At 74.1% G+C, this 21,746-nt stretch carries 18 protein-coding genes; 4 read left to right on the plus strand and 14 right to left on the minus strand.

Features of this window, described 5'->3' with window-relative positions; all coding sequences use genetic code 11:
* Window positions 1-94: 94 nt before the first annotated feature.
* The 5 genes from hemW to ABD080_RS12045 form a co-directional block, all read right to left on the minus strand.
* Entirely contained in the window at window positions 95-1,261 is a 1,167-nt protein-coding gene (gene hemW / locus ABD080_RS12025; protein ID WP_137770684.1) for a radical SAM family heme chaperone HemW, read from the minus strand.
* Window positions 1,258-1,926: an MOSC domain-containing protein gene (locus ABD080_RS12030; RefSeq protein WP_343905203.1), complete on the minus strand. Its 669-nt coding sequence runs from the start codon at window positions 1,924-1,926 to the stop codon at window positions 1,258-1,260. The genes hemW and ABD080_RS12030 overlap by 4 nt, the downstream gene beginning before the upstream one ends.
* Complete coding sequence (gene lepA / locus ABD080_RS12035; protein WP_137770682.1) at window positions 1,923-3,794, minus strand: translation elongation factor 4; 1,872 nt, start codon at window positions 3,792-3,794, stop codon at window positions 1,923-1,925. Before lepA ends, ABD080_RS12030 begins: the two co-directional genes overlap by 4 nt.
* Before the next feature lie 261 nt (window positions 3,795-4,055).
* Window positions 4,056-4,970: an alpha-E domain-containing protein gene (locus ABD080_RS12040; protein ID WP_137770681.1), complete on the minus strand. Its 915-nt coding sequence runs from the start codon at window positions 4,968-4,970 to the stop codon at window positions 4,056-4,058.
* Window positions 4,960-6,657 carry a circularly permuted type 2 ATP-grasp protein gene (locus ABD080_RS12045; protein WP_343905206.1) on the minus strand — a complete coding sequence of 566 codons (1,698 nt, stop codon included), beginning with the start codon at window positions 6,655-6,657 and terminating at the stop codon, window positions 4,960-4,962. The genes ABD080_RS12040 and ABD080_RS12045 overlap by 11 nt, the downstream gene beginning before the upstream one ends.
* A 101-nt stretch (window positions 6,658-6,758) precedes the next feature.
* On the opposite strand from ABD080_RS12045, the gene ABD080_RS12050 reads away from it, so the two are divergent.
* The gene (locus ABD080_RS12050) at window positions 6,759-7,439 is read left to right on the plus strand and encodes a type II toxin-antitoxin system PemK/MazF family toxin (RefSeq protein ID WP_343905208.1); all 681 of its coding nucleotides are present in this window, start codon (window positions 6,759-6,761) and stop codon (window positions 7,437-7,439) included.
* A gap of 326 nt (window positions 7,440-7,765) precedes the next feature.
* Complete coding sequence (rpsT, locus tag ABD080_RS12055; protein WP_137770678.1) at window positions 7,766-8,032, plus strand: 30S ribosomal protein S20; 267 nt, start codon at window positions 7,766-7,768, stop codon at window positions 8,030-8,032.
* A gap of 161 nt (window positions 8,033-8,193) precedes the next feature.
* Here the strand turns inward: rpsT and holA are convergent, their stop codons facing one another.
* From holA to ABD080_RS12095, 8 genes are all read right to left on the minus strand, one after another.
* Window positions 8,194-9,180 (minus strand): DNA polymerase III subunit delta, encoded by a 987-nt coding sequence (gene holA, locus ABD080_RS12060; protein ID WP_137770677.1) that lies wholly within the window; start codon window positions 9,178-9,180, stop codon window positions 8,194-8,196.
* Between the two features lie 35 nt (window positions 9,181-9,215).
* Window positions 9,216-11,591 (minus strand): ComEC/Rec2 family competence protein, encoded by a 2,376-nt coding sequence (locus tag ABD080_RS12065; RefSeq protein WP_343905211.1) that lies wholly within the window; start codon window positions 11,589-11,591, stop codon window positions 9,216-9,218.
* Window positions 11,591-12,517, minus strand: coding sequence for a ComEA family DNA-binding protein (locus ABD080_RS12070; RefSeq protein ID WP_343905213.1), 927 nt, complete (start codon window positions 12,515-12,517; stop codon window positions 11,591-11,593). The genes ABD080_RS12065 and ABD080_RS12070 overlap by 1 nt, the downstream gene beginning before the upstream one ends.
* 81 nt (window positions 12,518-12,598) lie before the next feature.
* Window positions 12,599-13,306, minus strand: coding sequence for a vitamin K epoxide reductase family protein (locus ABD080_RS12075; protein WP_343905215.1), 708 nt, complete (start codon window positions 13,304-13,306; stop codon window positions 12,599-12,601).
* 53 nt (window positions 13,307-13,359) lie between these two features.
* Window positions 13,360-14,355, minus strand: a complete 996-nt coding sequence (locus ABD080_RS12080) for an NAD-dependent epimerase/dehydratase family protein (RefSeq protein ID WP_137770673.1) — start codon at window positions 14,353-14,355, stop codon at window positions 13,360-13,362.
* Window positions 14,352-17,018, minus strand: a complete 2,667-nt coding sequence (locus ABD080_RS12085; RefSeq protein WP_240811096.1) for an alpha/beta fold hydrolase — start codon at window positions 17,016-17,018, stop codon at window positions 14,352-14,354. The genes ABD080_RS12080 and ABD080_RS12085 overlap by 4 nt, the downstream gene beginning before the upstream one ends.
* Complete coding sequence (locus ABD080_RS12090; RefSeq protein WP_137770671.1) at window positions 17,015-18,046, minus strand: 3-oxoacyl-ACP synthase III; 1,032 nt, start codon at window positions 18,044-18,046, stop codon at window positions 17,015-17,017. Before ABD080_RS12090 ends, ABD080_RS12085 begins: the two co-directional genes overlap by 4 nt.
* A gap of 135 nt (window positions 18,047-18,181) precedes the next feature.
* A complete protein-coding gene (locus ABD080_RS12095; RefSeq protein ID WP_137770670.1) occupies window positions 18,182-19,138 on the minus strand; it encodes a sugar phosphate isomerase/epimerase family protein in 957 nt (318 codons plus the stop codon).
* Between the two features lie 90 nt (window positions 19,139-19,228).
* On the opposite strand from ABD080_RS12095, the gene ABD080_RS12100 reads away from it, so the two are divergent.
* A complete protein-coding gene (locus ABD080_RS12100) occupies window positions 19,229-20,461 on the plus strand; it encodes a GNAT family N-acetyltransferase (protein ID WP_343905219.1) in 1,233 nt (410 codons plus the stop codon).
* Window positions 20,462-20,519: 58 nt separating this feature from the next.
* Window positions 20,520-21,146 (plus strand): thymidine kinase, encoded by a 627-nt coding sequence (locus ABD080_RS12105; RefSeq protein WP_137770668.1) that lies wholly within the window; start codon window positions 20,520-20,522, stop codon window positions 21,144-21,146.
* A 127-nt stretch (window positions 21,147-21,273) separates the two neighbouring features.
* Here ABD080_RS12105 and ABD080_RS12110 read toward each other — a convergent pair whose 3' ends face one another.
* Window positions 21,274-21,645 (minus strand): hypothetical protein, encoded by a 372-nt coding sequence (locus ABD080_RS12110; protein WP_137770667.1) that lies wholly within the window; start codon window positions 21,643-21,645, stop codon window positions 21,274-21,276.
* Window positions 21,646-21,746 lie beyond the last annotated feature (101 nt).

Consider the following 21,746-nt stretch of genomic DNA (forward strand, 5'->3'; position numbering starts at 1 on the left):
CCCGCGGCCGCGGGCCGCACCACCCACCCGGCACGGAGCCCCCGCCGGTCCTCGGACCGACGGGGGCTCCGTCACGTGGGGCGCGGGCCTCCGCTCAGGGCACGAGGTCGCGGACGACGGCGTCGGCGAGCAGCCGCCCGTTCCGCGTCAGCACCAGCCGGCCCGCCTCGAGGGCCGCCGGGTCCAGGTGACCGCGCGCAGTGTGCACGGCGATCTGGTCGCGGGTCTGCTCCGGCACCGCCTCGACGGGCAGGCCGTCGGCGATCCGCAGCTCGAGCAGGATCCGCTCGGTGGCCCGGGTGGCCGCATCGAGCGTCTCCGACTCCTGCACGGGCAGCTCCCCCTCCGCGAGACGGGCGGCGTAGCGGCTGGGGTGCTTGACGTTCCACGAGCGCAGCCCGTCGCGATGGCGGTGCGCCCCGGGGCCGATCCCCCACCAGTCGCCGCCGCGCCAGTAGGCGAGGTTGTGCCGGGAGCGGTGCGCGGGAGTGCGCGCCCAGTTCGAGACCTCGTACCAGGACAGGCCAGCCGCGCTCGCGAGGTCGTCGACGAGCTCGTACTTGTCCGCCATGTCGTCGCCGTCGGGCTCCGCGATCTCGCCCTTGCGCAGCTGCCGCGCCATGGCCGTGTTGCCCTCGATGATGAGGGAGTACGCGGAGAGATGGTCGACCTCGCAGGCCAGGGCCGCCCGCACGGAGGTCTCGACGTCCGCGAGGGTCTCCCCCGGGGTGCCGTAGATGAGGTCGAGGCTCACGGCGAGCCCGGCGTCCTTCGCCCACTGCACGACCTGCGGCACGCGCTCGGGGTCGTGGGTGCGGTCCAGGGTCGCGAGCACGGAGCGCACGGCGGACTGCATGCCGAAGGAGACGCGGGTGATGCCGCCGTCGGCGAGGACCCGCAGCGACTCCGGGGTGACGGAGTCGGGGTTCGCCTCGGTCGTGACCTCCGCGCCCGGGGCGAGGGGGATCCGGCCCCGGAGGTGGTCGAGCATCGAGACGAGGTCCGGGGCGGGCAGCAGCGTGGGAGTGCCGCCGCCGAAGAACACGGTGGAGACCTGCTCGTACTCGTATCCGGCGGCGCGGTCGTCGGCGAGGACGAGGTCCATCTCGCGCCGCGCGTTGTCGGGGTACTCGCGCTGCGAGCCGCCGCCGCCGAGCTCCGTCGCGGTGTACGTGTTGAAGTCGCAATAGCCGCAGCGCACCGCGCAGAACGGCACGTGGATGTAGACGGAGAGGTCCCGGCTGCTGCCCGCGGCGCTCACCGCTCGTCCTTCAGATGACGCTGCGCGCGGGCCTCGAGCTCGCGGTGCAGGGCGACGCCGGCGCCGTCGGCCCAGCGGACGAGGCTGCGGGTGAGATCGCGGTCGCGGGCGCCCGCGTAGACCGCGGCGACCGTCGCGCCGTGCCCGGGCACGGACTCCACGAGGAGCTCGTCCCCGGCGCGCACCTCGCCGCGCTCGAGCACCCGGAAGTAGACGCCCGTGCGGCCGCGCTCGTGGTAGCGGGCGCGGAAGTCGTCCGTGCCCATCCACCGCTGGAAGGTCAAGCACGGGGTGCGCGGCGCGGTCACCTCGAGCAGCGCCGAGCCCGCCCGCACGCGCGCCCCGATCTCGAGGTCGTCGACAGCGAGGCCGCCCACGCGCAGGTTCTCGCCGAGGCCACCCGCAGGAATCGGGCGCCCCAGCTGCACGGACCAGTGCTCGGCCTCCGCGGCGTCGATCGCGTAGACGGCCTGGTCCGGCCCGCCGTGGTGAGCGCGGTCCGCCTGGACGTCCGCGTACAGTCCCAGCTCGCCGATCGCGACGGGGCCGTCCACCGGGCGCTTGTCGATCGCCGTGGTGCCGACGCTGCCGGCATCGGGGCGCAGGGCGCCGACGACGCACACCGCCTCGACCGCGCCGCGCGAGCCCGCCGCGAGGGCGCTCACTTCTTCTTCCCGTCCTTGGGCTCGGCGGCGTCGGAGGAGAGCGCGGCGATGAAGGCCTCCTGGGGCACCTCGACGGAGCCGATGTTCTTCATGCGCTTCTTGCCCTCCTTCTGCTTCTCGAGCAGCTTGCGCTTGCGGGAGATGTCGCCGCCGTAGCACTTGGAGAGCACGTCCTTGCGCATCGCGCGGATGTTCTCGCGGGCGATGATCCGGGCGCCGATCGCGGCCTGGATCGGCACCTCGAACTGCTGGCGCGGGATGAGGTTCTTGAGCTTCCCCGCCATCTCGACGCCGTAGTGGTACGCCTTGTCGCGGTGCACGATCGCGCTGAACGCGTCGACGGGCTCACCCTGCAGCAGCATGTCGACCTTGACGAGGTCCGCCGTCTGCGAGCCGGAGACGTCGTAGTCGAGGGAGGCGTAGCCCTTGGTGCGGGACTTCAGCTGGTCGAAGAAGTCGAAGACGATCTCCGCGAGCGGGAGCGTGTAACGCAGCTCGACACGGTCCTCGCTGAGGTAGTCCATGCCGCCGAGGGTGCCGCGCTTGGACTGGCACAGCTCCATGACCGCGCCGATGAACTCGGCCGGGACCAGGATCGTCGCCTTCGTGATCGGCTCGTGGATCTCCGCGACTTTGCCGGTCGGGAAGTCCGAGGGGTTCATGACCTCGACCTGCGTGCCGTCCTCCATCCGCACCTGGTAGACGACGCTCGGCGCCGTCGAGATGAGGTCGAGGTCGAACTCGCGCTCGAGGCGCTCGCGGATGATCTCGAGGTGCAGCAGGCCCAGGAAGCCCACGCGGAATCCGAAGCCGAGCGCCGTCGACGTCTCCGGCTCGTAGTTCAGCGCGGCGTCGTTGAGCTTGAGCTTGTCCAGCGCGTCGCGCAGGTTCGGGTAGTCCGAGCCGTCGATCGGGAAGAGGCCCGCGAACACCATCGGCTTGGGGTCGGAGTAGCCGGCGAGCGGCTCCGTCGCGCCGCGCACCGAGGTGGTGATCGTGTCGCCCACCTTGGACTGGCGCACGTCCTTCACGCCGGTGATGAGGTAGCCGACCTCGCCGGGTCCCACGCCGTTCGTCGCATGCGGCTCCGGGGAGCTCACCCCGATCTCGAGGAGCTCGTGGTGCGCGCCCGTGGACATCATGTCGATGCGGTCGCGCGAGCGGAGGTAGCCGTCGACCACGCGGATGTAGGTGACCACGCCGCGGTAGGTGTCGTAGACGGAGTCGAAGATCATCGCCCGGCAGGGGGCGTCGGGGTCGCCCAGGGGCTGCGGGAGCGTGCGCACGAGGTGGTCGAGCAGCTCGGGCACGCCCTGGCCGGTCTTGCCGGAGACGCGCAGGACGTCCTCGGGGTCCACGCCGACGAGCTGGCCGATCTCCGCCGCGTACTTCTCGGGATCCGCGCCCGGCAGGTCGATCTTGTTGAGCACGGGGATGATGGTGAGGTCGTTCTCCATCGCGAGGTACAAGTTCGCGAGGGTCTGCGCCTCGATGCCCTGCGCGGCGTCGACCAGCAGGATCGCGCCCTCGCAGGCGGCGAGCGAGCGGGAGACCTCGTAGGTGAAGTCGACGTGCCCGGGGGTGTCGATCATGTTCAGCGCGTAGTTCGTGCCGTCGACCTGCCAGGGCATGCGCACGGCCTGGCTCTTCACGGTGATGCCGCGCTCGCGCTCGATGTCCATACGGTCGAGGTACTGGGCGCGCATGGAGCGGTCGTCGACCACCCCGGTGATCTGCAGCATGCGATCGGCCAGGGTGGACTTCCCGTGGTCGATGTGCGCGATGATGCAGAAGTTGCGGATGCGCTCCTGGGGGGTGGACGCGGGCTGGATGTCCCGTGCCTCGTCGGCAGCGATCCTGGGGGTCACCGGCGGTGGTCCTCTCTGTGGTGGGGACGGGCCCGGGGCGCGCGGAGGCGCCGCCCGGACGGCGTGTCGCCCCATGCTCTCACGCGGCGCCGCGCAGGGCCCGCCACGGCGCACGGAGCCCGGGGCAGGTCACAGGCCGCGTGCGAGGCCGCCCTCCGGCGGGATCCCGCCGGGCAGGATGATGCGCACCACCCGCGAGCCTCCGATGAGGGAGGGGCGCAGCCCAGCGAGGACGGTCCCCGATGGGGCGGCACGGTCCTCTCAGTGCGCCGGGTGGAAGTAGGTCGAGCCGAGCGTGCGGGTCACCGCACCGGTGACCTGCTGGAGCTGCTCCATCTCCGCATCGAAGTCCGAGGTGAGCTCCTCGAGCGAGCGGTAGCGCAGGCTCGCCACGGCCCGGCCGACGATCCGCCGGCCGGGATCCGCGGTGCCCAGGCGGTCCGGTCCCGCGCCGTGCATCCGCGCGAGCACCTCGAGCGCCTCGTCGATCTCGAGCAGGCAGTGCGCGGCGGACCGCGGGAAGATCGAGTCCAGGAGCAGGAAGGAGATCGCGGCGGAGGCGTCCACGCGGCCCCGGTAGGAGCGGATGTAGGCCTCGTGGGCGCTGCAGGTGCGCAGCAGCAGCACCGTCGCCTGGTCCGAGGAGTCCTCGAGGTCATGGGCCTGGAGGATGCGCGCGCCCATGTCCACCCGCTCCACGAGCTGGCCGAGCCGCCAGAACAGCCACGCCTCGTCGCGGGTCATCGAGCCGTCGACGAGCCCGTTCACGACCGCGCAGCGGTCCTTCGCGTACTGGAAGACGCTGTGCATCCGCGCCGGGCGCACGCCGCGGGGCATGCCGAGCGTGGTCGTGTTCAGCGACTCCCAGACCTCGGTCGAGAGCACCTCGCGGGCGCCGCGGGCGTTCTCGCGGGCGGTCTGCAGGGAGCCCGCGATCGAGGACGGGTTCGACCGGTCGGTGACGAGGCGGTCGAGCACCTTCTGCACGGACTGCTCGGCACCCTCGGGCGCGGGGCTGCCGAAGATCTCGTGCACCGCGGCGCAGGCGGGGGCCACGTCCCCGCTGACGTCCTCGGTGATCGACTGCAGCCTCACGTCGAGCACGCGGGCCGTCTGGTCCGCCCGCTCCACGTAGCGGCCGATCCAGAACATGGCGTCGGCGATCCTACTGAGCATCGTGCGCCTCCTCGGTCGTGCGCCCGTCGTCGGTCCGGTCCTCGTGCTCCTCGGCGAGGTCGTCGGCGTCGAGCATCGGGATGGCGGAGGTGATCGGCATCGGCTCGAGGGCCCGGTCGGGCTCGCGCTCGGCGGCGTCCGCGACGAAGGACTCGTCCACGCCGGTCTCGAGCGGGGCGTCGGCCGCGTCCTCCTCGACCACCCGCACCGTGCCGGCGGAGGTCGGGACCTCGACCCGGGAGGGCCTGGTCCCGGCGAGCACCCAGGTGTCCTTGGAGCCGCCGCCGCGGGAGGAGTTGACGATCATCTCCCCCTCCGGCAGGGCCACGCGGGTGAGGCCGCCGGGCAGCACCCACACGTCCTCGCCGCTGTTCAGGGCGAAGGGGCGGAGGTCCACGTGCCGGGGCCGCAGGCCGTCCTCGACGAGGGTCGGGATCGTGGAGAGCTGGACGACGGGCTGGGCGATCCAGCCGCGGGGATCGGCCTGCAGGCGACGCCGGAGCTCGTCGAGCTCGTCCCGCGACGCGGCCGGGCCGATGACGATGCCCTTGCCGCCGGAGCCGTCCACGGGCTTGACGACGAGCTCGGCGAGGCGGTCCAGCACCTCCTCGCGGGCCTCCGGCTCCTCGAGCCGCCAGGTGTCCACGTTGCGCAGGATCGGCTCCTCGTGGAGGTAGTAGCGCACGAGGTCCGGCACGTAGGTGTAGGTGAGCTTGTCGTCGGCGATGCCGTTGCCGATGCCGTTGGCGACGACCACGTTGCCGGCGAGGACGGCCCGCACGAGCCCGGGTACGCCGAGCATCGAGTCGGGGCGGAACACCTCGGGGTCGATGAAGTCGTCGTCGGTGCGCTTGTAGATGACGTCCACGCGGCGCAGGCCCGCGGTGGTGCGCATGTAGACGCGGTTGTTCCGCTCGACGAGGTCCGACGCCTCGACGAGCTCGACGCCCATGGTGCGGGCGAGCAGCGAGTGCTCGAAGTAGGCGCTGTTGTAGCGGCCGGGGGTGAGCACGACGACCGTCGGCTCGTCGCCGCCGACGTCCGGCGAGGCGGCGCGCAGGGCCGCGAGCAGCCGACCGGGGTACTCGCCGACGCTGCGCACGGGCCTGTGGGCGAAGAGCTCCGGGAAGGTCTGCACCATCGCGCGGCGGTTGGAGAGCACGTAGCTCACGCCGGAGGGGGTGCGGACGTTGTCCTCGAGCACCCGGAAGCCGCCCGATCCGTCCCGCACGAGGTCGATGCCGGCGATGTGCAGGCGCACCCCGTTGGGCGGGACGTAGCCGCGCATCGCGTCGACGATGTAGGTGGAGGAGTCCACGAGCTCCCGCGGGATCACGCCGTCCGCGACCGCGCGGGAGTCGGTGTAGAGGTCCTCGAGGAAGGCCTCGAGCGCGCGGACGCGCTGGGCGATGCCCTCGCTGACCTCGGCCCACTCCTCCGCGGCGATCAGCCGCGGGATCGCGTCGACCGGGAAGGGACGCTCCTCCCCCGCGTAGTCGAAGGTGACGCCCTGGTCCAGGTAGGAGCGGGCGAGGGATTCCGAGCGCGTTCGGAACTCCTCCTCGCCCAGCTGCACGAGAGCGTCGTGGAGCGGTGCGTAGGTGGGACGGAGCCCGCCGTCCGCGGCGAACATCTCGTCGCCGTCGGTCCCGGGCCCGGTGCCGTCGAAGAGGGAGCGGTCGGACATGGCTACCATTCAACACCGTCTCCCGTCGGGGACCGTGCCCCGCCCCCGGGCGTGACCCGCTCGAGACCCGGCGTCCGTGCCCGTCCCCAGGAAGGTCCCCCATGCCCTTCGGCTCCCGACTGTCCTCCGTGCTGCGCTCCGTCCTCCGCTCCCCGGCCGCGAGGCGCGCGGCCCGCGACCTCGGCCGCTCGGCGATCGACGCCCTCCAGGACTCCCGCCGCGGCGGCGGCTCGGGCGGGGACACCGCGAGCACCGGGAGCACCGGGCGACCGTCGGCCCCCACCGGGCGCGACCGCGGTGCGGCCGGCGGCGGCGGTGCCGGTGGGAACGGCGACGTGCTCGCGGACCGCAGCACCTCCTCGCCGGTGACGATGACCTACGCCCCGCACCCCGACGACGTGCCCGACCCCGGCGAGGTCGTCTGGGCGTGGGTGCACTACGAGGAGTCCCTCGAGCAGGGCAAGGACCGGCCGGTGCTCGTCATCGCCCTCGAGGACGCGGCCGACGGCGGCGCGGACGGCTCGGGGCCCACCCTCGTGGCGCTCATGCTCACCTCGAAGGACCGCGTGGGCTCCGGCGACACGTCCCGCGACGGGCACGGCAACCTGTGGGTGGACGTGGGCACGGGCGACTGGGACTCCCAGGGCCGCGCCTCCGAGGTGCGGGCGGACCGCCTGCTGCGGATCGCCCCCGGGGCGGTGCGGCGCGCCGACGGCCGCCTGCCCGCCGAGGCCTTCGAGCGGGTCGCCGCCGCGGTCCGCTCGGCCCACGGCTGGGGCTGAGCCCGGGCCGCCGGCGACCGCCGGACCTGCGGATCCGCGGGAGCGGGCGGGCGCGGATGGGATGCAGGACACGCCCCGTGCATCGTGACCGGGGTGTTCGCCCTCTGCTAATGTCTCTCCTTGTATGTGTGACATACCGCGAGGTGTGCGCATCTCGGCGACCCGCCGTGTCAGGGTCCGCCGGTCGGTGCGACCCGAGCGAGTACCCGTGGCAGCGACCCGGGTCCGACGTCTCCCGGCGAATCCCCACCGCCCGTCCCCGTCGGTTCCGATCCTCAGCCGCTGCGGACGACCCATCACAGCAGCAGCACAAGAGAAGAGTCTTCGTGGCAAACATCAAGTCCCAGATCAAGCGGATCGGCACCAACGAGAAGGCGCGCCTGCGCAACCGTGCGGTGAAGTCCGAGCTCAAGACCTACACCCGCAAGGTCCGCACCGCGGTGACCTCCGGTGACGCCGAGGCGGCGGGCGAGGCGCTGAAGCTCGCCTCCCGCAAGCTCGACAAGGCCGTCTCCAAGGGCGTCATCCACAAGAACCAGGCCGCGAACCGCAAGTCCGGTCTCGCGAAGCTCGTCGCCGGCGTCTCCGCCTGATCGCTGATCTCCTGATCATCTGATCGGCGGGCCCCCGGGTCCAGCAGCCACGGAGCCTCGTGCACCTCGGTGCACGGGGCTCCGTGCTGTCCGGGGCCCTTCGCCCGGCAATCCGAGAGGTCAAGGATCCGGGAGGTGACGACTGCCCGGCGGCGCGTCGTTCAGCGGGACCGGCGGGCCCGGCAGATCTCCATCACCATGCGCTGGACGGACCAGCGGGGATCCCGGCCGGCGCCCTTGACCTCGTGATCGGCGCGCGCGACGGCCTCGATCGCGCGGGCCAGGGAGCGGTCGTTCCAGGCGCGGGCCTCCCGGGAGAGGTTCCGGATCATCCAGTCCGGCATGCCGAGGGTCCGCGCGCTCGCCCCGGGTGAGGTGATCTTCGCGAGCTGGCGCATCTTCATCGCGACCGCCGCGACGATCGGCACCGGGTCCGCCCCGGCGAGCTGCGCCTGGGCGAGGAGCTGGAGGGCCTCCTGCTCGCGGCCGGCGATGGCGGCGTCCGCGACGGCGAAGGCGGTGGACTCGACGCGTCCCGCCGTGAGGGCGTGGACGTCCTGCGCGGTGATCGGTGCGGGCTGCTCCCCCGGCTCGGGGGTGGTGTCCTCGATGAGCTGGCGGCTGATCGCGGCGAGCTCGGCGAGATCGGTGCCGAAGGCGTCGACGAGGGCGGTGATCGCCTCGGGCTGCGCGCGACGGTCGGCGCGCGCGAACTCCGCGGCGATGAAGGCCTGCTTGTCCGCGGGGCGCTTGACGGGGCTCGCGTCCACGCGCGGGACGCCGGCCTTCTTGAGCGCGTCCAGGAGCTTCTTGCCGCGGTTGCCGCCGCGGTGGACGAGCACGAGGGAGACGTCCTCCTCGGGGCGGGGCAGGTAGTCGAGGAGCTCGAGGATCAGTGCCTCGGGCGCGGCCTGCAGCTCGGGGACGACCACGAACCGCGGCTCGCCGAAGAGCGAGGGGCTCGCGACCTGGGTGAGGGCGCCGGCGGTGAGCGCCTCCCCCGAGAGGTCGTGGATCGCCACGCCCGGGTCCTGCTCGCGCGCGAGGCCTCGCAGCCGCTGGACGGCGCGGTCGGCGATCAGCGTCTCGGTGCCCTGGATCAGCACGATCGGGGCGGGCGTGACGCTGTGCCACTCGACGTCGCTCACAGTGCTCCTTCTCATCGACGGGGACCGGATCGATCCTAGCGGCCGGGACCGACGCTCCGCGGCGCGAGGGGGTCCTCTGCGGGAAGCACCACGGTCCCGTGGAGGTCGGTGCGGGCGACGTCGGCGCCTCCGCCCGCGAGCATGTCGAGGGTCCGGGTCGTGGGGTGGCCGAAGGTGTTCTCCTTCCCCACCGTGACCAGCGCGAGCTCCGGGTCGAGCTGCGCGTACAGCTCCTCGTCCTGGTAGCGGGAGCCGTGATGGGCGACCTTGACGATGTCGGCCCGCCCGGGCGAGAGGGCCGCGAGCTCGGCCTGGGCGGCGGGCTCGAGGTCCCCGAGCGCCACGAGCCGCGTGCCGCCGCCGTCGGCCGCGTCGGTGCCGAGACGGGCGTCGAGGGCCAGCGAGCAGTCGTTCTCCGCTCCCGCCTCCCCGCCGTGCTCCCGCGCGGCGGCGTCCTCCGCGGCCTCAGCGCTCGGCGGCCACAGGACCTCCAGCGCGAGGCCCTCCAGCTCCCATGCCGTTCCGGTGATCGCCCCGGTCACCAGGACGCCGGGGACGATCGCGGAGCGCGCGGAGGGCAGCGGGCAGATCCACTGCTGCGCGGGCGCACGGTCCCCGGTGAGCGCGGCGAGACCGCCCACGTGATCGGCGTGCGGATGCGTGAGGACGAGCAGGTCCAGACGATGCACCTGGAGCCGGTCCAGGCACTCCCTCAGCGCGGCCGGGTCCGGCCCGGTGTCCACGAGCACGGTCACCGGGTCGGCGCCCGTGCCCCGCAGAAGCAGCGCATCGCCCTGGCCGACGGCGCAGGCGGCGACCACCCAGGAGGGGGCGCGCTGCCCCGGCAGCCAGCGCGCCGCCCCCGGAGCGAGGACGACCACGAGCACCGCGGCGACGACCCAGCGCGTGAGCGGATGCCGCCGCATCGCGACCGCGACGGCGAGGCCGATGATCACGGCGATCGCGCCGAGCACCCCGGGCGCGCCCTCGGGGACCGCGATCCTCGATCCGGGCAGGGCATCCGCGGTGCGCGCCACGAGCAGCACGAGATGCGCGCCGCCTGCGGCGAGCGTGCTGAGCGCGCTGCCGGCCGGCGGCCAGAGCAAGCCGACCAGGAGCGCGAGCAGGCCGATCACGGTGCTGGGCCCGACGAGCGGCCCGACCACCATGTTGACGGGGACCGCCCAGATCGAGATCTCGGGGGCGAGCAGGATCAGCACGGGGGTGCAGGCGAGCTGGGCGACGAGGGGCACCGCGAGGACGAGCGCCGCCGTGCGGCCCACGCGGCCGCCGCTCATCCCCGAGATCGCCGCGGCCAGCGGCGGTGCGGCGAGCAGGATCGCGGCCGTGGCGAGGGCCGAGAGCAGGAAGCCGATGGACGCGGCGGTCACGGGGTCCAGCACGGACCACAGGGCCACGGTCATCGCGAGCGCGGCGACCGGGGAGGCGCGCACGCCGGCGAAGCGGGCCGCGAGCAGCGGGGCGGCCATCGTCGCGGCGCGCTGCACGCTGGGCTCGTCCCCCACGAGCCACACATAGGAGGCCATCGCGAGGGCCGCGAGCGCGATCCGGCGCCGGCGGCGCACGCCGAGCAGCAGCAGCGGGCCGAGCACGGCCGCGATCACGAGGGCGATGTTCGCCCCGGAGACGGCGACGAGGTGCGAGATCCCGGCGCGCCGCATGATCTCCTCGCTCGTCTCGGAGAGCCCGCGGGTGTCGCCGGTGGTCATCCCGCGCACGAGCGCGGCCTCGTCCGGCGGGAGATGGGCCGTCGCACGGCGGTTCTGCTCCCGGAGGACGTGGCGGGCGTCCTCGAGGGCGCCGCGCACGCCGCCGGCCGGCACGACGCGGACCTCGCGGGCGCGGAGCACGACCAGGCCGCCGTCCGCCCGGACGGTGCCGCGCACGGCGATCACGCTCCCGTCCCTCGCGCCGCGCAGCTGCTCGGCCGGCTCCGTGCCCTGCGCCCGCACCAGGAGCGGGACGGAGGCCGGGAGGAGCTCCTGCTCCGGGCCGAGGCGCACGGGACCGCTCACCGTGCGTGCCATCGCCCCGACGCCCTCACGGGCCCAGACGGGACCGGTGCTCGGGGCCTCCGGATCCGCGCCGAGGCGCACCTCCAGCTCGACCACGAGACCTCGCGCCGCGGCGTCCTCGAGCAGCTCCGTCGCGGTCTCGGCGCGGTGAAGGGCGGGGAGCAGGAGCGCGGCGGCGAGCACCCCGAGCCCCAGGTGGGCGAGGAGGCGGTGCGCGAGGCTCCGGCCGCGCCACCAGAGCACGGCGGCGAGGACCAGGGCGGTGAGCAGGGCGCCGCCGCCGATCGCCGCGGCGGTGCCCGCACTCATGCCGAGCACCGCGAGGGCCCAGGCGGCGGTCGCCGCGGGCAGCAGGTGCAGGTCACCGCGGCGCATCAGACGGTCGCCCGCGGCCGGATCTCCTCGAGGGTCGCCGGGCCGATCCCGGAGACCTCCTCGAGCTGGTCGACGGAGGTGAAGGGACCGTTGGCCTCGCGGTGCTCGACGATGCGCTGCGCGATCGCGGGCCCCACCCCGGGCAGCGCGTCGAGCTCCTCGACGCTCGCGGTGTTGAGGTCGACCGTGCCTCCCTCTCCCCCGCCCGCACCGGCGTCGCCACCGCTCGCACCGCCGGTGCCTCCCGCGCCGCCGCCTGCGGCCTCTGCACCTCCTCCAGCGGGGATCTCCTCCCCGGGCGCGGGCACGTGGATCTGCTCGCCGTCGGTGAGGGGGCGTGCGAGGTTCACGGCCGCGAGATCGGCATCGTCGGTGGCGCCGCCGGCGGCCTCGAGGGCATCGGCGACGCGGGATCCGGCGGGCAGCTCGACGACGCCCGGGCTGGCCACCTGCCCGGAGACGTGCACGACGACGGGAGTGCCGTCCGCCGGCTCTCCCCCGCCCGACGCCGGCGCCGCCTCCTCCGTCGCGACCGGCGCGGAGGACGCCGGGCCCGCCGGGGATGCTCCACCGGAGGCCGAGGCACCGGCGTCGTCCTCCCCGCTGGAGGCCGTGCCGCTCGCGGCGATCGCGACGGTGCCCTCGCCCTCGGTGACCGGGACCGCGGACCCGGAGGTGGAGAGGTGGACGATGCCGACGGCGAGCAGCACGAGCACACCGATCCCGAGCAGCGAGGCGGCGGAGGGCGCCGGGAGCCCCCGGCGCGGGGGTCGCGGCGGCTCGTGGTGGATCTCCTCGACGAGAGGCTCCGGACCGGTCCGACCCCGACGCCCTCCCGCGCCGCCGGTCCTGTGCCCGCCCCGGCCGCCCACCCGGTGCCGTCCCGGTCGTGGGGCGATGTCCCGACTCCTGCTGCGTGCTCCCATGCCCCGAACCGTAGGGACCGGCAGGGGGACGCACGACGCCCCGCCGTCCGGTGGGGACGACGGGGCGGTGGGGAGGAACGATCAGGCGATGCCGAAGGTCGCGAGCCACTGGTTCCAGAAGGCCACGGCGATCACGAGCACCACGAGGACGTACCAGGCGATCGTCAGCAGCACCCAGCGCCGCAGCACGGCGGCGAGCGGTGCCGGGACGCGCAGGTCCCCGGACTCGACGGTGTGCGCGAGGGTCGCGAAGAACATCGGCGCCGTCACCGTCCACACGACCATGCACCAGGGGCACAGCGCTCGGATCACGAAGATCGCGGAGACGGCGAGGAAGTGCACGAAGGCGAAGGCGAAGGTCATCCCGCCGAGGCGCGCCCACCGGAACCACCTCGGCAGCGCCGCCCCGGAGAGCATGAGCGCACCGATCGCCCCCATGATCGCGAAGCCGCCCAGGCCGATCGCCATGTTGGGGATGCCGAGCGCGCTCGCCTGCCAGGTCATCATGACCGTGCCGCAGGAGATGAACGGGTTGATGTCGCAGCCGAGGCTCGCGCCGGGGTTCTCGAGCAGGAAGATCTTGTCCATGAACAGCGCGAGCGCGGCGATCCAGCCCGCGAGGCCGCCCACGAGCAGCACGGCGCCGACGGTCCGGGAGCCCGCCCGGGGACGGGCGGCGCGCTCCGCCGCGAGCTCGGCGTCGATCTCGGCGAGCAGCGCGGCGTCCTGATCGGACGCACCGCTCCCGCTGTCCCGGTGACGGTCGCCCTCGGCAGGGGTCGGAGTCATGGCGGTTCTCCCTCGGTCTCGAGCTCGGGCTCGGTGTCGGTCCTGCAGCAGTCTCAGGCGGTGACGGGGTGCTCGCGGAACCAGGCGGCGAGGCGGTCGAAGCCCTCGTCCACGCTCACCGCGGGGGTCCAGGCGAGGCGCTCCTGCGTGGCCCGCTGGTCGAACCAGTGCGCGGTGGACATCTGCTCGGCGAGGAACTCGGTCATCGGCGGCTCGTCCTCCCCCGGTCGCACCGCCCAGACCGCCTCGACGAGACGACCGGCGAGACGGCCCACGGCGCCGGGGACGCGGAGCGTCGGCCGCGGCACCCCCGCCGCGTCGCAGAAGCCGCCGAACACGTCGCGCACGGTGCGCGGCTCGCCGTTGGTGACGACGAAGCTCTCGCCGTGGACGTCCTCGACGCGGTCCAGGGCCGCGACGATCGCGTCGGCCGCGTTGTCGACGTAGGTCGTGTCGATGAGCGCCATGCCGTCGTCCAGCAGCGGGAGCCGGCCGGCGGCGGCCCGCTGGACGATGCGGCCCACGAGCTGCGTGTCGCCGGGGCCCCACACGATATGGGGGCGCACCGAGGTGACGAGCAGGCCGTCGTGGCCGTCCGCGGCCATGGCGAGCTGCTCCGCGGCGGCCTTGGTGCGCGCGTAGGGGCCGCGGGCGTGCGCGGGATCCGCCGGGGTCGCCCCGAGGCCCACGATCGCGGTGCCGAGGTGGGCGACGGACGGCGAGGAGACGTTGACCAGGGCGCCGCCGCCGCGCTCGCGCAGGGCGTCCACGACGTTCCCGGTGCCGCCGATGTTGATCGCGCGGTACTCCTCCTCCGGTCCGGAGATGGAGACCTTCGCGGCGAGGTGCACGACCGCGTCGACGCCGTCCACGGCGCGCCGGACGTCCTCCGCGCTCGTGAGCGAGCCCTGCACGTCGGCGACGCCGGGGATGCCGGCGGGTCGCCGCTGGAAGGCGCGGACCGAGTCGCCGCGGTCCCGCAGCCGCTCGGCGACGGCGCCGCCGAGCATGCCCGAGGCGCCGGTGACGAGGACGCTGCGGGCGCTCACAGGGCGTCCGCGCGCTCGCCGCGGAGCGTCTGCTCCGCCCAGCGGGACAGTGCGGCCCGGTCGATCTTCGAGTTGTGGCGGATGTCCGTGGGCAGCGAGCGCGTCGTGAACACGGCGACGACGCCCACCCCGGCGGCCTCGCGGACGCCGCGGCGCACCGCCTCCTGGAGCGCGGGCGACGCCGGACGCGGCCGGGTCGCACGCCCGGGACGGTGGTCGTCCTCCGTCTCGAGCACGACCACCACCTGCTGGGTGCCGCGGGGGCCGACGACCGCGGCGCCGGCCCGGCGCACGGTCGGGACGGCCTCGGCGGCCTCCTCGATCCGGACCGGGGTGAACAGGCCCTCGGCGGTCGCGAGCACATGGGTGGTGCGCCCCTCGACCCAGAGCCGGCCGTCCTCGTCGAGGTGACCGGCGTCGCCGGTGGCGTACCAGCCCTCGAAGCGCCGGGAGGTGCGTGTCGTGCCCCAGAGCATGAGGTAGCGGTCCCGCACGTGCGGGGCCCGGACGAGGATCTCGCCGGTCACGCCCGGCTCCTGGGTGATCTCGGCGGTGGTCCTGCCCTCGGCGTCCAGCGGCGCGAGGGCCACCTCGACGCGCGGGACGGGGGTGCCGACGCACACACCGGAGCCCTCGCCGGCCGCCTCGATCCCCTCGAGGGAGATCGCGGTGACGGCCAGGCACTCGGTCATGCCGTACGGCGTGAGCGCGCTCGCGGCCGGCATGAGGTCCTTCAGCCGGCGCAGCAGGTGCGCGGGGATCGGGGCGCCGGCGGAGAAGAAGCTCGGCACCCGGGCGAGGGCCGCGCGGCCGCGGTCGTCGAGCGACGCGGCGGTGTCGAGGATGTTGCGCAGCGCCGCGGGGGCGGTGAACACGGCGGGCGAGCCGAGGGCGTCGACCGCGTCGGCGAGGGCCTGCGCGGTGAGCTCTCCGGGCCGGGTGACGTCCATGTCGGGGACGACGCTCGGCGCGCCGAGCGCCGGGCCGAGCAGCGCGAAGGGCGCGAAGCCGGCGACCAGGCCGCGGGACGGGTCCAGCCGGAGCGTGTCGCCGACGGCCGCGAACATGGCGCCGAGCTGGGCGTGCGTGTACACCGCGCCCTTGGCGGGACCGGTCGAGCCGGAGGTGAAGAGCACGGCGGCGTCGGCGCCCGGCGCGGGGTGCGGGGCGTCGAGCGGGGCGCCGAGGTCCCGCATGCGGGCGCCCTCCGCGGCGAGCTGCGCGATCGAGGTGTCGACCCCGAGGGCACGGCGGTCGACCGTCGGCAGCTGCTCGACGCTGATCCGGCGACCCGGCCAGCCGAGCGCGCGGGCGCCGACCAGCGCCTTCGGGATGCCGATGATCCAGTCCGGGTGCGAGCCGATCACGGCGCGCGTGAGGCCGTCGACGCCGAGTCCGGCGTCGGCGATGACGGCGACCGCGCCGATGCGCAGGCACGCGTAGAGCACGACCGTGAGATCCGCGCCGGGGGTGATGAGCACGCTGACCCGGTCCCCGGGGCGCACCCCGTGGGCGAGCAGGCCGCAGGCGACGTCCTCGACGCGGCGGTGCAGCAGCGACCAGGAGATCTCGCGGCCGGCGCTGCCGTGCCCCACGATCTCGACGACGGCCGGCCCGTGGGCGTGCGCGGGATCCGCAGCGAGGCGGGCGATCGGCGCGCCGACGGGCTCCGCGGGCGCCTGCTCGGCGTAGGTGGAGACCGCGGCCGGCGCCGGCGCGGGCGGCGCGGACGCGTCCTCGCCGAAGGTGTCCGCGAGCCAGGTGGCGACGAGACCGGCGACGTCGGCGTCCTCCCACACGAGGTGCGAGGCGCCCTCGAAGCGGTGCACGGCGGCGTGCGGGACCCGCGCGATGAGATCGCGCAGGTAGCGGTCGGAGAAGGTGATGTCCTTCGGGCCCCAGGCGAACAGGGTGGGCACCTGCATCTCGCGGATGCCCTCGGCGAGCCGCTCGAGCGTGGCGCGGGAGGGGTGGTCCTCCGCGGCGGGGATGTCCGCGACGAAGGTCTCGATGCCGCGGCGACGCGAGCGCCCCCGGTAGGGCGCGAGGTACGCGTCCTGGACCTCGCGCGGGAGCGCGGGCTTGGACAGGGCGAGCGTCGTGCGCAGGAAGGCGTCGGTGATCGACGTCGTCGCGGGGAGCACCGCGGGGGTCGTCGCGAGCTGCAGCGCCCTGGGCAGCTGCTCGCCGATCCGCTGGTGGATGCCCGTGTTCGTGAGGACCATGCCGACCACGTCGTGGCGGTTGTCCAGCGCCCATCCCACCGAGACGATGCCGCCCCAGTCGTGGCCCACGGTGACGACAGGGCCGCGCAGGTCCAGGGCATCGGTGAGCAGGGAGAGGTCCGTGATGCGGTCCTGCAGGCGACGGGTGGTGCCCGTGCGCTCGGACCAGCCCATCTCGAGCTGGTCCACGGCGATCACGCGCCACGGGATGTCCTCCCGCACGAGCGAGCGGTAGAGGAAGGAGTACGTGGGGTTGCCGTGCACCGCGAGCAGCGTGCCCCGCGGGGTGACGCCGCGCTCAGCGAGCAGCGGGGCGGAGTCCAGGAGGTGCCAGCGGCGCTCCTCCCCTGCGTGGTCGCGCACCTCGAGGGTGCGCTGGATGCGCGGGTCGACGCCGGGCAGGGCGGGGGGCTCGGGCTGCGGGCGGCGGGTGCTCACCACTCGACCTCCATCATCGCGGTGTTGAGTCCGGAGCCCACGCCGAGCAGCAGCACGCGCTCGCCCCGGGCGATGTTCTCCTGGTGGTGGGCGAGGGTCATCGGCACGGCCTCTGCGGCGATGTTGCCCCAGTCCGGGAAGGTCACGGGGATGCGGTCCATCGAGACGCCGGTGATCTTCGAGAAGTTGCGGGTGTACACCATCGAGACCTGGTGCGGGATGATGTGCTCGATCGAGCGGAAGTCGTGGCCCGCGTCGTTCGCGTCCTTCCAGGTGTCCAGGATCAGCGAGATCCCGTTCTCGAGGAGGCCCGCGGAGTCGGTGCGCATGTCGTGCATGTCGCCGATGCAGAGCTCGTGGTGCTGGGTGCCGGCCCGGGCCTGCGTGACCTTCAGCCGGTGGCCCTCGGGGTGCTCGTCCGCCGGGCCGATGACGGCGGCGGCGGCGCCCGAGCCGAGGGTCAGCGAGGCGAACTGGTTGTTGAAGTCGTCGCGCACGGCGGTCTTCGAGTTCAGGCGCTCGATCGTGCCGCGCTGGGCGCGCTCGACGTCCTCCGCGCCGACGATCAGCGCGTAGCGGACCTGCCCCGAGTCGATGAGGCCCGCGGCCATGGTCATCGCGTTGACGAAGCCGAGGCACGCGTTGGTGATGTCGAAGTTCATGGCGCTCGTGGGCAGGCCCAGCGAGTGGTGGACCGTCGTCGCGACCGCGGGCTCGAGGTGCTGGCGGGAGACCGAGGCGTTGATGATGAGGTCGACCTGGTCGCGCATGATGCCGGCCTTGGCCATCGCGCGCTCGGCGGCGAGCACGACGCCCTGCTTCCAGCCGTTCTCGCGGTCACGCCACCAGCGGCGCTCGTAGACGCCCGCGACGCGCTGGAGCACGCCCTTGGGCAGGCGCAGCCGCTTGCGCGCCGGGGCGAGCATCTCGTCGATCTCGTCGGACGTGACGGTGACCTGCGGGAGGCTCATCTCCACGGCGAGCAGCGCCGCGTTCCTGTGCACGAATCCCGTGTTCGCATTCCCCATGTACGTGCGCTACCTCGTCTGTCGTCGTCGGACTCGGCGCCGGACCCCCGCTGGATGCACGGGTGGATCGGGCGCAGATGGCCCCTATCCTCCCACCGGCACCTGGCAGTGGGCCGTGGGGTGTCGGATCCCACGTCAGGGAGCGGTGGTCTCCCCCGGCTCGTCGAGGTGGTGGCCCAGGTGGTGACGTGCGAAGGAGAGGCACTGGCGGAGGATCCGCTCGCGGCCCTCGGCCCCGCCCGCCCCACGGGTGTTGACCTCGAGCAGCACGGAGCCGCCCCAGCCCGTGTTCGCGAGCCGTCGCAGCACCTCGGCGCAGGGCTGGTTGCCCTCCCCCGGCGGCAGGTGCTCGTCCTTCGTGGTGGAGCCGGAGCCGTCCGCGAGGTGGAGGTGGGTGAGCCGGTCGCCGAGGCGGTCGATCATCGCCAGGGCGTCGTCCCCCGCGGTCGCGGCGTGCGAGAGGTCCACCGTGACGTGCTCGTAGTCCTCGTCCGTGGGGTCGTGGTCGGGGAGGTAGGTGAGCACCTCGCGCACCCCGAGCCGCCACGGGTACATGTTCTCCACGGCGATCGCGACGCCGTAGCGCTCCTCGAGCTCGGCGACGCCGTCGACGAAGCCGTGGGCGTACTTCCCCTGCCAGCGGAACGGCGGGTGCGCGACGACCGTGGGGACCTCGAGGTCGACGGCCATCTGCACCGTGCGCTCGATCTTCACCCACGGGTCCCGGCCCCACAGGCCCTGCAGGAAGAACAGGGTGGGCGCATGGAGGGACATGATCGGCTGCTCGTAGAGGCGCGAGTAGCCGCGCAGCTCGGCGACGTCCTGGCTGTCCTTGGGGTAGGAGACCATCACCTCGACGCCGTCGTACCCGATGAGCTGGCCGAGCCGGAAGGCCTCCTCGACCCCGGAGGGGAAGACGCACGAGGTCGACAGGCCCACGGGGATCCGGCGCGCGGGATCCTGGTCGCTGCGCGGGTCACCGGCGGAGAGCCGACGGTGCAGGGCCTCGCGTCCCGAGCGGTGCGCGGTGCTCGGGCGGGTGATGGGCTTGCGGGGCGCGGGGCGCGACCCCTGCTCGCTGCGCTGGTTCACGGGACCTCCTCCTGGCCGGGCACGAGCGCGGCCGCGACAAGTATGCAACGGCTCCCCTGGGCGCAGCGGGAGCCCACCTAGACTCGCACCATGCCCGTTCGAGAGCTCACGACCTCCGACGCCGCCGCCTACCGCCGTCTCAGCGCGCTCGCCTTCGGCGGGAGCGCCGGGGAGGACCCGGGCAGGCCCTTCTCCCCCGGGCTCATCCCGATGGGCATCGACTCGACGTCCCTGCCCGGCGGCGCCGAGGGCGTGCTCGCCGCGGGCGCGCAGATCCGCGAGGACCGCGTGACCCTCGCCGGCGGCACGGTCGCCTGCGGCGGGATCGGTGGGGTCGCCGTCCACCCGGCGCATCGGGCGGGAGGCCTGTTCCGGGAGCTCATGACCGCGGTGCTCGCGCGCTGCACGCATGAGGGCATGGCCTTCTCGATGCTCTACCCGGCGAACGTCGCGATCTACCGGGCCCTCGGCTATCAGGTCGTCACCGAGGTGGGGTTCCTGCGCGTGCCCCTGCTGGACCTCCAGCGGCTGCGCCCGGTCCCGGACCGTCGCACGGTGCCCGTCACCGCCGGGTCCTTCGAGCGGGTGCGTGCCCTGTACCGGGAGCTCACCGCCGGGGACAACGGCATGCTCACGCGGGAGGGGCCGCTGTTCGGGACCGAGCTCCCCGCCGAGCCCTGGCACGCGCTTCTGCTCGAGGACGGGGCGGGCACCGCCCACGGCTACGTCTCCTTCACCCGCACGGGTGGGGATGACGGCGTGGGGCTCGAGGTGCATGAGCTGCTGGGTCGCAGCCGCGAGGACCGTCGCGAGCTGCTGCGCTCGCTCGGCACCTGGTCCACGGTCACCGAGACGCTGCGGCTGCGCCTCCGCGTGGAGGACCCGGTGCTCGACGCCCTCCCCGGGGGCCGCGCCCGCCACGACCCGCAGGTGATGCCGCTGGTCATGGTGCGCGTGACGGACACGGCCGCCGCGCTCACCGCGCGGCCCGCCCCGGCGGGGCTGCAGGGCGCGCTGCGCCTCGAGGTGGACGATGCCGCGCTGCCTGCGGGCACGACGGCCGCGGCCGGTGCGTGGCGCGTGGAGATCGCGGACGGCGCCGTGCGACCGGTCCCGCTCCCGGACTCCGGTGCGACCGACGGCGCGCAGGACCTCCCCGCGGTGCGCCTGGACGTCCATGCGGCGTCGCTCCTGCTGATCGGCGGCCGCTCCCTGGCCGACGCCGAGCGGCTGGGCCTCGGCGTGCAGGCGGACCCGGCGGCCCGTACCCTGCTCGATGCGCTGCTCGCCGGGCCCCGGCCCGCGGTCATGGACCAGTTCTGAGCGCCGCCCCCTCACGGAGCCCCTTTCCGACACCCCGACACCGGAGCGACCACCCCGCATGGCGAAGCTGCACTTCAAGTACGGAGCGATGAACTCCGGGAAGTCCGACACCCTCATCAAGACCGCCTACAACTACGACGAGCGCGGCCTCGCCACGATCACCGTGAAGCCCGCGCTCGACACCAAGGGCGAGGACTGGGTGGTCGCGCGCGGCGGCGCGAAGCGCCGGGTCGACGTCCTCGCGACCCCCGGCGAGGACCTGCGCCGGCACATCCTCGACGCGGCGGACGCCCTGGACCGTCGGCCGCTGCACGCCGTCCTCGTCGACGAGTCGCAGTTCCTCGAGCCCGCGCAGATCGACCAGCTGCTGCGCCTCGCGAAGGCGGAGTCGATCTCGGTGATCTGCTACGGGCTGCGCACCGACTTCCGCACCGCCGCGTTCCCCGGTGCCCAGCGGCTGCTCGAGCTCGCCGACAACGTCGAGAAGCTGCCGACCATGTGCCGCTGCGGCTCCCAGGCCGAGTTCAACACCCGCACCGTGGACGGCCGCTTCGTCTTCGAGGGCGAGCAGGTCGCCATCGACGAGGGCGCCGACGGCGCGACCGGGGCGGTCACCTACGTGTCGCTGTGCGGGCCCTGCTTCATGGAGGAGCAGGAGCGGGCCGGGGTGCACGTCCTGGGCTGAGCGCTCCGCACCGTCGAGCGGGACGACGGCAGCAGATGGCCCCCGTCCCTCAGGGACGGGGGCCATCTGCTCACCGCTGCGAGGAGCGAGGACGCTCAGGGCCGCACCACCTCGCGAGCACGTGCGATCAGGAGCTCAGCGGACGGTCCTCGCCGACCTCGGCGTCGCCGCCGGCGGCCGCGGTGGAGTCCTCGGCGACGGTGGCGTCGGCCGCGTCGTCGGAGGAGCCGGAGACCTTCTCCTTCGCGGCGCTCGCGGCACCGGAGACGGCGCCGCTCGCGGCCGAGGCCACCTCGGGCGCCTTGGCCTTGACGGTCTCCGCGGCGTCGTGCGCGACCTTGCCCGCGGCCTCCTTGGCCTGACCGGCCCGGCGCTGCACCTCGGGATCCCCGGCGACCTGCTTCGCGGTGCGCTCGAGGGACTCGTAGGGACCGCGGCCCAGGCGGGAGCCGACCACCACGCCGATCGCGAGACCGGCCAGGAACACGAACTTCTTCACGATGATCTCCTTCGTCGGACGGCACGCCGGATGCGACGTGGGACACGTCGAGCATGCCGGAATCCGGTCACCGTGTCACGTTCCGATCAACGCGGACCCGT

This window comes from Brachybacterium rhamnosum, assembly GCF_039526185.1.
GTDB classification, from domain to species: domain Bacteria; phylum Actinomycetota; class Actinomycetes; order Actinomycetales; family Dermabacteraceae; genus Brachybacterium; species Brachybacterium rhamnosum.